The 15,461-nt window shown below is 43.2% G+C and carries 14 protein-coding genes; 11 read left to right on the top strand and 3 right to left on the bottom strand.

The window, feature by feature from the left end; genetic code table 11:
- Positions 1-61 precede the first annotated feature (61 nt).
- From CGC64_RS01235 to CGC64_RS01200, 7 genes are all read left to right on the top strand, one after another.
- Positions 62-733 carry a hypothetical protein gene (locus CGC64_RS01235; RefSeq protein ID WP_005683014.1) on the top strand — a complete coding sequence of 224 codons (672 nt, stop codon included), beginning with the start codon at positions 62-64 and terminating at the stop codon, positions 731-733.
- 30 nt (positions 734-763) lie between these two features.
- A complete protein-coding gene (gene gcvH, locus CGC64_RS01230; RefSeq protein ID WP_005675557.1) occupies positions 764-1,144 on the top strand; it encodes a glycine cleavage system protein GcvH in 381 nt (126 codons plus the stop codon).
- A gap of 51 nt (positions 1,145-1,195) precedes the next feature.
- Complete coding sequence (purE, locus tag CGC64_RS01225; RefSeq protein ID WP_004296231.1) at positions 1,196-1,705, top strand: 5-(carboxyamino)imidazole ribonucleotide mutase; 510 nt, start codon at positions 1,196-1,198, stop codon at positions 1,703-1,705.
- Positions 1,705-3,537 (top strand): 4-hydroxy-3-methylbut-2-en-1-yl diphosphate synthase, encoded by a 1,833-nt coding sequence (locus CGC64_RS01220; RefSeq protein ID WP_005675558.1) that lies wholly within the window; start codon positions 1,705-1,707, stop codon positions 3,535-3,537. The genes purE and CGC64_RS01220 overlap by 1 nt, the downstream gene beginning before the upstream one ends.
- A gap of 1,039 nt (positions 3,538-4,576) precedes the next feature.
- Positions 4,577-5,233, top strand: a complete 657-nt coding sequence (locus tag CGC64_RS01210) for a porin family protein (RefSeq protein ID WP_005675559.1) — start codon at positions 4,577-4,579, stop codon at positions 5,231-5,233.
- Positions 5,234-5,300: 67 nt separating this feature from the next.
- Positions 5,301-7,247, top strand: a complete 1,947-nt coding sequence (locus CGC64_RS01205) for a heavy metal translocating P-type ATPase (protein ID WP_081447281.1) — start codon at positions 5,301-5,303, stop codon at positions 7,245-7,247.
- A 7-nt stretch (positions 7,248-7,254) separates the two neighbouring features.
- The gene (locus CGC64_RS01200; protein WP_005675561.1) at positions 7,255-7,686 is read left to right on the top strand and encodes a Fur family transcriptional regulator; all 432 of its coding nucleotides are present in this window, start codon (positions 7,255-7,257) and stop codon (positions 7,684-7,686) included.
- 69 nt (positions 7,687-7,755) lie between these two features.
- On the opposite strand, the gene CGC64_RS01195 is transcribed toward CGC64_RS01200, so the two are convergent.
- Complete coding sequence (locus tag CGC64_RS01195) at positions 7,756-8,757, bottom strand: malate dehydrogenase (RefSeq protein WP_005675563.1); 1,002 nt, start codon at positions 8,755-8,757, stop codon at positions 7,756-7,758.
- Between the two features lie 184 nt (positions 8,758-8,941).
- Between CGC64_RS01195 and CGC64_RS01190 the strand changes: the two genes are divergently transcribed.
- From CGC64_RS01190 to CGC64_RS01175, 4 genes are all read left to right on the top strand, one after another.
- Complete coding sequence (locus tag CGC64_RS01190; RefSeq protein WP_005675564.1) at positions 8,942-9,781, top strand: CvfB family protein; 840 nt, start codon at positions 8,942-8,944, stop codon at positions 9,779-9,781.
- Positions 9,782-9,899: 118 nt separating this feature from the next.
- Entirely contained in the window at positions 9,900-10,568 is a 669-nt protein-coding gene (locus tag CGC64_RS01185) for a DUF4476 domain-containing protein (protein WP_005675565.1), read from the top strand.
- Between the two features lie 25 nt (positions 10,569-10,593).
- Positions 10,594-11,271, top strand: a complete 678-nt coding sequence (locus tag CGC64_RS01180) for a DUF4476 domain-containing protein (RefSeq protein ID WP_022041526.1) — start codon at positions 10,594-10,596, stop codon at positions 11,269-11,271.
- 14 nt (positions 11,272-11,285) lie between these two features.
- Positions 11,286-12,413, top strand: a complete 1,128-nt coding sequence (locus CGC64_RS01175; protein ID WP_005675567.1) for a hypothetical protein — start codon at positions 11,286-11,288, stop codon at positions 12,411-12,413.
- Between the two features lie 22 nt (positions 12,414-12,435).
- Here the strand turns inward: CGC64_RS01175 and CGC64_RS01170 are convergent, their stop codons facing one another.
- Together CGC64_RS01170 and msrB are read right to left on the bottom strand one after the other, a co-directional pair.
- Positions 12,436-14,394, bottom strand: a complete 1,959-nt coding sequence (locus CGC64_RS01170) for a biosynthetic peptidoglycan transglycosylase (protein WP_032855014.1) — start codon at positions 14,392-14,394, stop codon at positions 12,436-12,438.
- Positions 14,395-14,486: 92 nt separating this feature from the next.
- Positions 14,487-15,458, bottom strand: a complete 972-nt coding sequence (gene msrB / locus CGC64_RS01165) for a peptide-methionine (R)-S-oxide reductase MsrB (protein WP_005675569.1) — start codon at positions 15,456-15,458, stop codon at positions 14,487-14,489.
- Positions 15,459-15,461 lie beyond the last annotated feature (3 nt).

The raw sequence follows: 15,461 nt of genomic DNA, 5'->3' as shown, positions 1-15,461 counted from the left end.
AGAAGTAACATGAAAATGAGAGTTGAGATTTTGTAATAAATAACTAGTAATAAAAAGAAGAGTGGATAAAGAAAGAGAGCATATCATAGCGGATAAGACCATGTTGCGGGTAGCGAGAGTTACCTCAATGGTGTTTACTCCATTTTCGATTCCGTTTTTGTCGTTTTTGGTGTTATTCCTTTTTTCTTATCTTCGTATCATGCCGATACAATATAAGTTGATTGTGTTGGGAATTGTTTATTGCTTTACCATACTGACGCCTACCATTACTATCTTCCTGTTTCGTAAGATTAATGGCTTCGCCCGTCAGGAATTGAGCGAACGTAAGAAACGCTATGTACCTATCCTGCTGACTATCATCTCGTATGTATTCTGCCTGCTGATGATGCGCAAGCTGAATATCCCCTGGTATATGACAGGCATTATTCTGGCATCTCTGGTAGTTTCTGTCATTTGTATTGCCGTCAACCTGAAATGGAAACTGAGCGAGCATATGGCAGGAATAGGTGGAGTGATCGGAGGACTGGTCTCTTTCAGTGCGTTGTTCGGTTATAATCCCGTAGCATGGTTGTGCCTGTTTATCCTGATTGCAGGTATACTGGGTTCCGCACGGATTATTCTGGGACATCATACATTGGGTGAGGTACTTTCCGGCTTTACGGTCGGTCTGGTAGCTGCTCTGCTGGTGCTTCATCCGGTGAGTAACCTTTTATTTCGAGTATTTTTATTTTAACAACAGTATAAATCCTAAAAACTAATTATTATGAACTTTCCACAGAATTTGAAGTACACGAACGAACACGAATGGATTCGCGTAGAAGGAGACATTGCTTATGTTGGTATCACAGACTATGCACAAGAACAGTTGGGCGATATTGTATTTGTAGACATCCCTACTGTCGGTGAAACGTTGGAAGCCGGTGAGGTATTCGGTACTATCGAAGTAGTGAAAACAATTTCCGATCTTTTCTTGCCGGTGGCCGGTGAAGTGATCGAACTGAATGAAGCGTTGGAAGAAAATCCGGAACTGGTTAATAAAGACCCGTACGGTGAAGGCTGGCTGATTAAGGTGAAGCCTGAAGATATTAAAGCAGTGGAAGACTTGCTGGATGCGGAAGCATATAAAGCAGTAGTAAACGGATAAAAGTCCCGTCACTGTAAAACTGTAATTTGTAACTGGTAAATAGTAATTAACATGACTCCAATTGTAAGTATCATCATGGGCAGTACGTCCGACCTTCCTGTTATGGAAAAGGCGGCACAACTGCTGAATGATATGCATGTACCGTTCGAAATGAACGCTCTGTCTGCTCACCGCACGCCGGAGGCTGTGGAAGAGTTTGCGAAGAATGCCCGCAACCGTGGCATTAAAGTAATTATCGCTGCTGCCGGAATGGCTGCCGCCCTTCCCGGTGTGATTGCGGCCAACACTACACTTCCGGTGATCGGAGTGCCCGTTAAAGGTTCCGTGCTTGACGGTGTAGATGCCCTCTATTCGATTATTCAGATGCCTCCGGGAATCCCAGTGGCTACTGTGGCTATTAACGGAGCAATGAATGCTGCTATCCTGGCTATCCAGATGCTTGCATTGAGTGATGAAAAGTTGGCGGAAGCTTTTGCTGCTTACAAGGAAGGTTTGAAAAAGAAAATCGTAAAAGCGAACGAAGAACTGAAAGAAGTGAAGTTTGAATATAAAACGAACTAATGGATCTATTCAATTATTTTCGAAGAGAAACCACAGAAGTAAATATTGGGGCTGTACCGTTGGGCGGCCCCAATTCTATTCGTATCCAGTCGATGACCAACACGTCTACGCAGGATACACAGGCTTGTGTGGACCAGGCCAAGCGAATTGTGGATGCGGGTGGCGAGTATGTCCGCCTGACAACGCAAGGCATCAAGGAGGCCGAAAATCTGATGAACATCAATATCGGCCTGCGCAGTCAGGGGTACATGGTGCCGTTGGTTGCCGATGTGCATTTCAATCCCAAGGTAGCTGATGTGGCGGCTCAATATGCCGAGAAGGTGCGGATTAATCCGGGCAACTACGTAGATGCTGCGCGTACTTTTAAGAAACTGGAATATACAGACGAAGAGTATGCGCAGGAAATACAGAAAATCCGTGACCGTTTTGTCCCGTTCCTGAATATCTGCAAAGAGAATCATACTGCTATCCGTATCGGGGTGAACCATGGATCGTTGTCCGACCGTATCATGTCGCGCTACGGCGATACTCCGGAAGGAATGGTAGAATCCTGCATGGAATTTCTTCGTATCTGTGTTGAAGAACATTTCACGGATGTTGTCATTTCGATAAAGGCCTCCAATACGGTCGTAATGGTAAAGACCGTCCGGTTGTTGGTCGCTGTCATGGAAAAGGAAGGCATGGCTTTCCCTCTGCATCTCGGAGTGACGGAAGCCGGAGACGGTGAAGACGGACGTATCAAATCCGCCTTGGGTATCGGCGCACTGCTGTCCGACGGTTTGGGAGATACCATTCGTGTATCTTTGAGCGAGGCTCCCGAAGCCGAAATCCCGGTTGCCCGTAAACTGGTGGATTACATCCTGTTGAGGCAGGAGCATCCGTATATCCCAGGACTGGAGGCACCGGAGTTTGATTATCTGTCTCCCTTGCGTCGTCAGACAAAGGCTGTCCGCAATATAGGAGGCGAACACGTGCCGGTAGTCATTGCCGACCGCATGGATGGAAAAACGGAAGTAAATCCGCAGTTCACACCGGACTATATTTATGCCGGAAGAGCACTGCCCGAACAACGTGAAACGGGTGTGGAATATATCCTCGATGCCGATGTGTGGGTGGGAGAATCCGGAACATGGCCTGCTTACAATCACGCACAACTGCCGTTAATGGGCGGCTGCAATGCAGAACTTAAATTCCTGTTTATGCCCTATATGGCACAGACGGATGAAGTGATTGCCTGCTTGAAACAGCATCCGGAAGTTGTAGTTGTTTCCCAAAGCAATCACCCGAACCGTTTGGGTGAACATCGTGCCCTGGTACATCAACTTATGACGGAAGGATTGCAGAATCCGGTTGTTTTCTTCCAGCATTATGCGGAGGATAATGCCGAAGATTTACAGATAAAGTCTGCTGCCGATATGGGGGCGCTGATTTTCGACGGTCTATGTGACGGAATTTTCTTGTTCAATCAAGGGGGCCTGAGCCATGCTGTCGTTGATGCAACCGCTTTCGGAATCTTGCAGGCCGGCCGTACCCGTACTTCCAAAACGGAATATATTTCTTGTCCCGGCTGTGGACGTACGCTCTACGATTTGGAGAAAACAATCGCTCGCATCAAAGCTGCCACTTCACACTTGAAAGGGTTGAAGATCGGTATAATGGGATGCATTGTGAATGGCCCCGGCGAAATGGCGGATGCCGATTACGGCTATGTCGGTGCGGGACGAGGCAAAATCAGCCTGTATAAAGGTAAGGTTTGCGTGGAAAAGAATATTCCTGAAGAAGAGGCGGTAGACAAACTATTATCTTTGATTCAGACTGATCGGAAAGAATAGGAGCTTTAATTTGACTCATTAATATTCTAAGGACAGAAGTTGCTTTAAATTCGTTTGGAGTAATTTCTGTCTTCTGTTACTAGAAAAGTTTTTTGGTTCTTCTTCAAATTTGGTGGTAATTTAACCAGTCGGTGGTATCTCCATTCCCCTCCTTCGGGGAAGGAGGGGTGGCTGAAAGCCGGGGTGGTAGGCAGATACACAATGCTGATAATAACCGACTTACGCATTCACCTACCACCTCCCCCTACGGGGACTCCTCCTTCCTGAAGGAGGAGAATGTTGAATACTATCGATTATCAAATTATTATTTTCTTAATTAATTTTACCACCAAATTTGAAGAAGAATCAGTTTTTTGTTTTCATTTCTCATATTCTCATAACCTAGTGGCTAAATGTAAGATTATTAGTAAGATACCGCTATGAGAAATGTTTTTTGAATTGGTATTTCTCATGCATTTCTCATAGTTTTCTCTTCAAGTTCCTTCATTTCTCATACTATTTTCTCTTATTTCTCATAGGGTAATAAATCCTTTCGGTAGTATTTAACCAAGCTTATTCTATCTGGAGGATACCTATTGTTTTCATATAAAACATTAAGTAATAACTAATTATTCACTAACTAATGTTATGTTTTTTAAGTGATATCTTATTCGTTCTACTTTAGTGAACAGGCTTGTTTACTGGAGTGGCAGGATTTATCTACTGGAGTGCATAGATCTGTCTACTTGAGTGGAACGATAGAAGATGAGATAAGAACATAAATGGATGAAGACGAGATATGATAAGGATGTAGGTAACGTAATATATAAATATCTATTGCTTTACGCGATGTATGTGTAGTCGCTGTCTTTACTATAAATATGTTTTTCTTTTACTTGGATTTTAATACTTTTATATAGAATGTGGAGCTATATTAATGTTATCTTAAAGATACGTATTTTATGTAGCGAATTTATTCGTCCTACCGGATATATTGAACCTTGTTTTTCTTATATTTGCAGCACATGATTTCTAAACAATAATTAAATTATTCATTCTTATGAAAAAGATTCTGGTATTATTCGTTTTAACAGCGATAGCTATGGTGAGTGTAAATGCGCAGGACAACTTGAAATGGGGTGTTATGGCAGGTATGAATGTGAGTAAATATACTTTTACCGGTTTTGACAACAGGGTAGGTTTTCATGCAGGTGTCAAAGCTGAGCTGGGGTTATCGCAGGAAGCAAGTGGGGCATACATGGATTTTGCTGCGTTACTGACGTTGAAAGGTGCTAAAATTGATGGAGGATCAATTGCAACCGTTAAATTTAATCCGTATTATTTGGAGATACCGGTGCATGTTGGTTATAAATATGCTGTAAATGAAAACTTTGCGCTGTTTGGTAGCGTAGGTCCTTATTTGGCTGTCGGTCTGTTTGGAAAAGCAAAATTGAGCATAGGCAATGCGATTGGTGATTGGGCTGATATAGAAGGTATGGAAAGTGTAGGAGGCCTGGAAGGTAAATCTGTATCTGAAGATATATTTGGCGATGACGGGTTCAAACGATTCGACTTCGGCCTCGGATTGAAAGCCGGTGTTGAGTTCAACAAAAAATATCAGGTTGCTTTGAGTTATGATTTCGGGTTGATTGACGTGCAGAAAGATTTGGGTATGAAAAACAGGAACCTGATGATATCATTGGGTTATATGTTCTAAAACGGACTTTGCAACTTTGTTGCACGAATCATTCGTTACCTTTGCAACAGATAAAAAACGAATGAATATGGGACATTGTTGTTGCGGTGCACATTCATGCACGACAGAAAATAAAAAGAATGCCAGTACTTCGATAGTTCACGAATACTGGAAAGTAGGGCTTTCATTTATACTTCTGATAGGAGGTATTATAATGAATGCCCTGAATTTTGCCTTTTTCCTTGGAGAGTATGTTGCTTTAATATGGTATATCCTGGCTTATCTTCCGGTAGGAATACCAGTGATGAAAGAGGCTTGGGAGGGTATCAGGGAAAAAGACTACTTCAGCGAGTTTACACTGATGATTGTTGCTACGCTGGGAGCCTTTTATATTGGTGAGTATCCGGAAGGAGTCGCTGTAATGCTGTTTTATACGATAGGAGAGTTGTTTCAGAATAAAGCGGTAGACAGGGTGAAACGTAATATCGGTGCTTTGCTGGATGTGAGACCTGAGAAAGCCTTGGTGCTTAGGGAGGATAATCTTGTGGTAGAAAGTCCTCAAAATGTAAAAGTAGGAGAGGTCATTGAAATAAAGGCGGGTGGGAGAGTTCCTTTGGACGGAGTGATGTTGAATGAAATCGCTGCTTTTAATACGGCCGCGTTGACGGGAGAAAGTGTTCCCCGTGACATCAGAAAAGGAGAGGAAGTCCTTGCGGGGATGATTGTGACGGATAAAGTAATCAGGATTAAAGTAGAAAGACCTTTCGATAAAAGTGCGCTTGCACGGATATTGGAACTCGTTCAGAATGCTTCGGAACGGAAAGCACCGGCAGAATTGTTTATCCGTAAGTTTGCCCGTATCTATACTCCTATTGTCATAGCACTGGCGGTATTGATTGTGCTACTCCCGTTCGGCTATTCATTGATAGACCCTCAATTCGTGTTTACATTTAATGATTGGTTATACAGAGCTTTGGTTTTTCTGGTAATTTCGTGTCCATGTGCGCTGGTAGTAAGTATTCCATTAGGTTATTTCGGTGGTATCGGAGCAGCTTCCCGATTGGGGATTCTGTTTAAAGGCGGCAATTATCTGGATGCAGTCACTAAAATCAATACAGTCGTATTCGATAAAACGGGAACGCTGACCAAAGGAACATTTGAGGTGCAGGATTGTAAGTGTGTATCCGGGATTTCGGAGAAGGAACTGGTGAGGATGATTGCTTCAGTAGAAAGTGACAGTACACATCCGATCGCTAAAGCGATTGTGAACTATGCAAAGCTGCAGGATATAGGGCTTGCGGTTGTCACCAATACTAAAGAATTTGCAGGTCTCGGTTTGGAGGCAATAATAGACGGGACTTCGGTGCTCGTTGGAAATAGTCGGTTACTGTCTAAGTTTAGCATAAAATATCCGGCAGAATTGCAGAGTGTTACCGATACGATTGTAGTTTGTGCTATTGGAGGCAGTTATGCGGGTTATCTCTTGTTGGCGGACGCATTGAAGGATGACGCGAAGACGGCGATTGATAACTTAAAAGCATTAAACATTGAAAACATTCAGATATTATCCGGTGATAAACAGAGTATTGTTACTAACTTTGCAGAGAAGCTCGGTATATCAAAGGCTTATGGCGATCTGCTTCCTGACGGTAAAGTGAAACATCTGGAGGAATTGCGGAAGAATGAAGCAAATCAGATTGCCTTTGTCGGTGACGGGATGAACGACGCTCCTGTGCTTGCGTTGAGCCATGTCGGTATTGCTATGGGTGGATTGGGCAGTGATGCGGCGATTGAAACAGCTGATGTCGTGATACAAACAGATCAACCGTCGAAAGTGGCCGAAGCCATTAAAGTAGGAAAGCTGACTCGCCGGATTATCTGGCAGAACGTGTCGCTGGCATTTGGAGTGAAACTGCTGGTACTTATCTTGGGAGCCGGCGGACTGGCTACACTTTGGGAAGCTGTCTTTGCGGATGTCGGCGTTGCATTGCTTGCCATTATGAATGCAGTAAGAATACAGAAGATGATAAAATAAAAAGAATATGGAAGAGAATGTTTATTTGGATAAGCTGGAAAGACGGGATATCAAACCGACAGCAATAAGGCTTCTCATATTGAAAAATATGTTGGAAGTTGGACGGGCCGTATCGTTACTGGATCTGGAAACTCTCCTGGATACGGTAGACAAATCGACCATATCCAGGACAATAGCTCTCTTTCTGTCTCATCACCTGATACATAGCATAGATGATGGAAGCGGTTCGTTGAAGTATGCCGTTTGCGACAACTCCTGTAACTGCGTGGTGCAGGATTTACACTCGCATTTCTATTGTGAGAAATGTCATCGGACTTTTTGTCTGGAAGGTACACATATTCCGGTTATTGATTTGCCTAAAGGATTCACGTTACATAGCATTAATTATGTTCTCAAGGGGATTTGTCCGGAATGTACTTCTCATTCAAAGAATGAATAAATAGAAAAAGCCGGAACTCAGACCAATAGAAATATCGGTAGAGTTCCGGCTTTTTATCAATATGCTTGTTTAATCGATGTTTGGATTCAATGAATGCCAGTCTTTGATGGCAGGTATGATTCCCATTTCAATAACTTCATCACGGAGCTTGCACAAGTGTTCGTAGCTCTTTTCCAGTTCAGCCTGTTCGGCAGGAGTTCCGGCTACTTCCTTATAAGTGACACCGTTTTTGGTGATTGAAGTTTCCATTGCCATCATGATATGATCGAATTTTCCATTGGAGACATACGTTCCGGCAGGCCAGCGGAAAGGTTGTCCGCCCATAGCGGCAGCGATCATCTCGATAGAAAGATAGGCGGGGCTTTGGAAAGAAGAACGGCCGCGCAGATCGATGATGTGCTTTCCACCTTGGATAACACGTACTTTCAGTTCTTCCCATTCGGTTAATGGGAGACGGGTCGTACCAATGAAATCAGTCAACGGTTCTCCTTTCACTTTAGTGGTAGAAGCAAATACGGCCATTTGTTCGCCATGACCGCCGTATGTGCGGCAGTTCTGAATTTCAGAAGCCGGGATATGGAAGTATTTCACCAGTTCGTTTTGCAGACGGGTGCTGTCCAATGCTGCCAGCGTAGAAACCTGAGACGGTTTCAGTCCGGAATACAGTAAGGTAATCAAACCGGTAATGTCGGCCGGATTGAAAATGACAACAATATGTTTTACGTTCGGGCAATATTGGCGGACGTCTTTACCGAATTGAGCGGCGATTTCTGCATTTCCTTTCAGCAAGTCCTCACGGGTCATACCTGCTTTGCGGGCTGCACCACCGGAAGAAACGATGTAAGATGCTCCGGTCAACGCTTCTTTGATATCAGAAGTATAAGTAAGGTTGACACCTTCGAAGCCGCAGTGGTACAATTCTTCTGCCACCCCTTCCAAAGCGGGAGCAAACGGATCATACAGACAAATATTCGGAGTGAGTTTCATCATCATGGCAGTTTGAGCCATATTGGAGCCAATCATTCCGGCTGCTCCTACAATTGTAAGTTTCTCGTTGGTTAAAAATTCCATAAAGCTATCTATTTAAAGGTGAATAATCTGTTATTTCTTTTTGTCGCTACAAAGTTAACACTTTATTGACCTGATTGTTCATTGAAAATAGTTTTATCAGATAACGAAAAGTTATAGCTGGCTGATTGAAGGATCTGTCTAAAATAGATTATCTTTGTATCCTATATTATATAAATGGATAAATATGAGCATCGAATTAGGAAAATTCAATCAGCTTGAAGTTGTAAAGGAAGTCGATTTCGGGGTGTATCTCGACGGAGGAGAGGAGGGGGAGATTTTGTTGCCCACCCGTTATGTGCCCGAAGACTGTAAAATAGGAGACTTTTTGAATGTCTTTCTTTATCTGGATATGGATGAGAGATTGATTGCCACTACGCTGACTCCGTTGGTGCAGGTAGGGCAGTTTGCCTGTCTGGAAGTGGCATGGGTGAATCAGTTTGGAGCTTTCTTGAACTGGGGGTTGATGAAGGACCTGTTTGTGCCGTTCAGTGAGCAGAAGATGAAGATGCAGGTTGGACGGAAGTACGTGATTCATGCACATTTGGATGATGAAAGTTATCGCATTGTGGCTTCGGCAAAGGTGGAACGCTATCTGTCGAAAGACAGGCCGGAGTATGCTTCGGGGGATGAAGTGAATATTCTCATTTGGCAGAAAACGGATTTGGGCTTCAAGGCAATCATAGACAATAAGTATAGCGGTTTGCTTTACGAAAACGAGATATTTTCTACATTGCAGACAGGTATGGAGATGAAGGCTTTTGTGAAACAGGTGCGCGAAGACGGCAAGGTGGATTTGATCCTTCAGAAACCAGGCTTTGAGAAGATAGATGATTTCTCGAAAACCTTGCTGAATTATATCAGGGAGAATGACGGAAGGATCAGACTGAATGATAAAAGTCCTGCGGAAGATATTTATGCTACATTTGGTGTCAGCAAGAAGACCTTTAAGAAAGGAGTGGGTGACTTATATAAGAAACACCTGATAACCTTGCACGAAGATGGCATCACTTTGGCAGACTCCTAATCAGAATAGGGAAATCCCTATGTATGAATAGAGAGAATCACTGGGGTGGGGAGTTTCCTCGCCCTATTTTTGTAGTATCAGATTAAATAAAGAAGTAATAATAAAAACTAGATAAGTTATGCGTAAGATAATAATAAGTTTCTGCATCCTGTTATCCGCTCTCTCTTTACAAGCGCAGTCCGTCAGCGGAATCCGTATTGACGGTGGTAATACCCCTATTCTTGTTTACTTTGGTGGAAACCAGATGTGCTTGCCGACTACCACTTGCTTTGTAGCTAACCTGGATCGGGGATATTACACGGTTGAGGTTTATGCTACCCGTTTCACCCGTCCGGGAGAGCGTGTTTGGAAAGGGGAGAGGTTGTACAACGAACGTATTTACTTCGACGGAAGAGGTGTGAAAGATATTTTTGTAGATGACCGTCATGCCAATGTCCGTCCGGGCAGACCGGGACAAGGAGAACACCGTCCGAATTATGACCGTCACGACAGGGTGATGAACGATCAGCTTTTTAAAACGTTCTATAATAATCTGAAAAAAGAACCGTTTGAGGATGATCGCATGGCATTGCTTAATACTGCATTGGCAAATTCAGATTTTACGTCTGCCCAATGTCTCCAAGTGACAAAGCTCTATACTTTTGATGATGACCGAATGGCAATCATGAAAAAGATGTATCCCCGGATTGTTGACAAGGAGGCTTTCTTTACGGTGATTGCTACACTGACGTTTTCTTCCAATAAGGATGAAATGAATAAGTTTGTGCAGAACTATGGCAGACGCTGATACTAACTATTAAAACTATATGGCTATGAAAAAGATACATATCATCCTACTGTTGGCATTGGGACTGGGAGTCAGCAGCTGTTTTACCAGCTATATTTCTAACAAGCAGGTTATGGGTGTACAGCAAGGGATGACTCAAAGAGATGTTGAAAGTATTTTGGGAAAACCGGATTACCGACGTTTCGACGGTGATATGGAAGAATGGGAATTTCATCGTGATAACGGGACGCCTGTTTTGACTTCGGAGCCCATGACAATCATTGTTCAGTTTGCCAATAAAAAGGTGATCAGTATGGATACATTCAAAGGCTATGGCAGACCTTCGCCGCATCCGGTCGTAGTACCTCCTCCTACTGTCACTACTGTTGAAGTTGTTCCCGGTCACCAGCCGGAAGAAATTCGTCTGATGACGGATACTGAGTTTAATAACTTCATCGAGAAGTTGAAATTCACAATTATGAGTGATGACCAGAAGAGGTTGATCGGACAGATGTTGGACAAGCATGATGTTACTTCAAGCCAATGTGTGAGAATTGTAAAAGAGATTTCTTATACGCCCGATCAGGTTGAGATGATGAAGAAACTTTATCCTTATGTAAGGGATAAGCAGAATTTTAATAAGGTGATTGATAGCTTGTTTTCCACTGTGTATAAAGATGAAATGTACAAGTTTATCAAAGAATATCATCAAACAAATAAATGATAGGAGATTAAATTATGAAGCGAATATTATTTTTACTCTTTGCTATCGGGCTGACTGTCGGTACGACAGCGATGGCTGGAATGAGCACTAGCAAAGTGCGTAAGGAAACACGCTTTCTTACTGATAAAATGGCATACGAATTGAGTTTGAGCACTCAGCAATATAATGATGCGTATGAGATTAATTACGACTTTATTTATTCTGTTCGTAATATCATGGATTATGTGGCCCGTGGCTATGAATGGGCATTAGATGATTATTATGAAGCTTTGGATATTCGTAATGATGACCTCCGGTGGGTATTGAGTGACGCACAGTATCGTCGGTTTCTGGGAACTGATTATTTCTACCGCCCGATTTATATTACCGGCGGAAGATGGAGTTTCCGGGTTTATGTGAATTATCCGAATCGTAGTTTGTTCTACTTCGGTCTGCCTTATCATTATCGGACTTACTGTGGAGCACATTATCGCCCGCACCTTCATCACGTAAGTTTCTATCGGGACAGATATAATTTCAGACATTATCCTACTCCGTATCGGGTAAGAGAGCAGAGATCTTTCCATTCTTATCGTCGTTCGGATTTTGGTTCGGTTCATTTCCGCCCGAATTCTTCCGTCCGTCCGCACAATGCACCGACTCGTCCGGGGGTAACGGGACGTCCAAGTCCATCACAGCGTCCGAGTCATAATTCACGACCGGGAACATCAACTCGTCCCGGAACGGCAACGCGACCCGGAACGACAACGCGGCCTGGCAGTTCTTCACGGCCCTCAACATCAGTTCGTCCTGAATCAGATCGTAGACCGACGGGAGGTAGCAGTACGACAGCAAGCCGTCCTAATCGTGAGAGTAGTAGCTCGAGTACAAGTAGAAGAAATAATAGTCGTCCGTCCGGTAGCGGTAGTAGCTCTTCGTCCGGTAGAAATAATCGTTCCGATAGAAGTAACACTTCCACTAGCCGGGGCAGCAGTTCCGGTCGCAGTAGCAGTACTTCCGGTCCGAGCCGTAGCAGTAGTTCTAACCGGAGCAATGTTTCCGGTGGAAAAACGGAAAGACGTTCCTCTTCCGAAAGTACGAGAAGCAGCAGTCGAAGTTCTTCTTCCCGTTCTTCAGAGCGAGACACCAATTCAAGAAGATAACCTATTCCTTTAATTATTTATATCATTGCTCCTCAGCGGTAGGAGAGCTAGACTCCGGTGTTTTGCCGGCTAGACTATTCAGGGCATCGCCCGTAACTTGGATTTCGGGGCGGATAGTATCCGCCTCGATTTCACTTATCAAACCTTTTTGGGCAAGACGTCCGGCAATGAGTTTATAATATCCTTCCATGCTCTCTTTCAGTTTTCCGTTTTCTGCGAAAGAACTGCGGAAATGTTTGGGCTTCGGGATGATAGAAGCCAGGAAGATACTTTCTTCCGTAGTCAGTTGGGAAGGACGTTTGTTGAAGTAGTAGGCGGAAGCCTCCTGGATGCCGTAGATTAGCGGGCCCCATTCCGCAATATTCAGATATACCTCATACATCCGTTCTTTCGAAGTCAGTCTCTTTGTTTCTATGATCCATACAATCAATGCTTCTTCCAGTTTGCGGGCAAAGTTTTTATTTTTGTTCAGAAATACATTCTTCACTAATTGCATTGTGATAGTGCTTCCGCCACGTGCAAAACGTTTGACTTGCAAATCGTAAATCAACGCTTCGCGGAGTGCATCGGGCAGGAAACCATGATGATAATAAAACGCCCCGTCTTCACTTTGCATCACAGACATTTGCAGGATCGGTGAAATGCTGTCAAGTGGGGTGAAATGTTCCCAGGAAGGGCCGACGGGGAAAGTGCGTACTGGCATTCCATTTTCATATGCTGTGTAGACAAACTCGCCTGACATCTTGGACAGTTGGGTATCGCCATATTCTACAATTTCGAAATTCCTCTCTTTCAACTCTGATTCTAATTTGAGACTATCCAATTGTGCAAAATCAATATCCAACAGGAAATGATAAGCTAACTCACCACTTGTTTTGATACCTTCCAGGTTGTTGAACAGGCCTTTGGGCAGAGAACTGAACAGCTCGTCTGCCGGAAACCATGATTTGTCAACGGCTGCAGTGAAATGCCATAAATCTTTTTTCTTTTCGGCTCGTAGATAAGGATGAACCTGAATTTTATTGAATATAACCGTAGTGGTGCTATCCAATTCAAAAGAATGGTCGCTAATGTTCATTTGATATCCTAAATGTCCGCGGTCGAGATGAATCACTTCGGGAGACAGTACTTTGTGGAATATATCAAGTCCGTTTACTTTCGCTTTTCCGTTGAGATATAGCTGGTTTTTTCCATTACTTTCTTTGGTCATGCTATAAGATAAGGTGTCAAAAGTGACTTTCGCACCAAAACGGCGGGTAATATAAGGTATAGAAACTTTTGTGGAATCGGCAGAGTATAGCTTTGCCATTAATGTATTGGCAGATTGTTTCAGTTCGCCATCAGCTATCCAATGCCGGGTTAGTGTATCTTCGTGTATCTCAATGGTTGACCGGAACTTGTTCTCTTTGATGATAAAAGAAGGGAATACCATAGAAACGAAGTTGCTGTCTTTTCGTTCAGTGATATAAATCTGTTTTAATTGTCCGTTTTCAGGTAGAAAACCGTAGCATAAATTGAGTAGTTTGTTTATTCTTTCCGCATAATTGATTTCCGTTACGGTTTGACCGGATGTTTGTGATGGAACTTTCCGGTCTTTTTTAAAGAGAAAATCATAATTGGCGATGGAGTCTTGCTTTGTAAATGTGAGTCTGATATCTTCTGCTGCTATGTAGCTTACTTCTATTTTCTTGGTGAGTAATTTCCAAAAATTCAGCTTGATGCGGGTTGATGCTAATGTGAATAGTGTATCCCGTTGTTCGGGGATAACCGAAAGGCCTTGGAGATATATTTCATTTAAACCATTCATCTCCAGTTTGTCGTAATGAATGCATAACCCGTGTGTCTGCTCGATACGGGATGTGTGTCGGTTGACTATGCTCCGTAGAAGAACGCTGCGACCTGAGTAGATACAAATGAGGCAGATGAGTATTCCTCCACTGAGAGCTAGCGGAAGAATACGCTTTTGGCTATTTGTTTTCATCATTTACCTTTTAATTATCGGATGCAAAGGTAGGTAAAAAAATGCATTAAACGCGATGGACAGCCTTTGAAGGACAGTCCGCCGTTCTTTTTTTATTTGATAAGCGGTAAGTATTCTCCGTAGCCTTCCTCTTTCATTTTTTCTTTCGGAATAAAACGAAGAGAAGCACTATTGATACAGTAACGTAATCCTCCTTTTTCTTTCGGACCATCCGTAAATACATGTCCTAGGTGGGCGTCTCCGGTTTTACTGCGTACTTCGGTACGTGTCATTCCATAAGAAGTATCTTTCTTCTCTGTAATCAAGTCCTTTTGAATCGGTTGGGAGAAACTAGGCCAGCCACAACCGGAATCGAACTTGTCGGTCGAAACAAATAGGGGTTCTCCGGTGGTGATATCTGCGTAGATACCGGGACGGTACTCGTCCCAGTATTCATTCCGGAAAGCAGGTTCCGTAGCATTTTTCTGGGTGACGGCATATTGCTCTGCCGATAATTGTTGGCGAAGGACTGTGTCATCCGGTTTTTGATAAACTTTGGACTTGGGAGCATTGGCTTTGCGTGCCATTTCAAATAAAGCCGGGTTGATATGGCAATAGCCGTTCGGATTTTTATCCAGATAATCCTGATGATAGTTTTCTGCCGGATAGAAATTTGTCAATGGTTTTACTTCTATGGCAATGGGATTTTTATATTGATCCGCTAATGCCCGGACAGCCTGATTAATAACAGCGATATCCGCTTTATTAGTATAATAAATCCCCGTTCTATATTGCGTACCGCGATCATTTCCTTGCCGGTTGAGGCTGGTAGGATCAATCGTTTTAAAATACAGATCAAGAAGCAGACTTAAATTAACTGTTTCGGGGTCATAGACTACTTTCACCGTTTCAGCTGCATTGGTTTCTCCCGAACATACCTGTTGATAGGTCGGCTGGTTGATAATACTGTTGGCATAGCCTACCTCGGTACTTTCTACTCCTCTGATTTGTTTTAGGAAATGTTCTGTTCCCCAGAAACATCCTCCTGCAAGATAAATTTCTGCTGCGATGATAAAGTGTTTCATATC

The sequence above is a fragment of the Bacteroides caccae genome, assembly GCF_002222615.2.
GTDB classification, from domain to species: domain Bacteria; phylum Bacteroidota; class Bacteroidia; order Bacteroidales; family Bacteroidaceae; genus Bacteroides; species Bacteroides caccae.
Note: the sequence above shows the minus strand (reverse complement) of the source record. Positions and strands in the feature narration are given on the sequence as shown.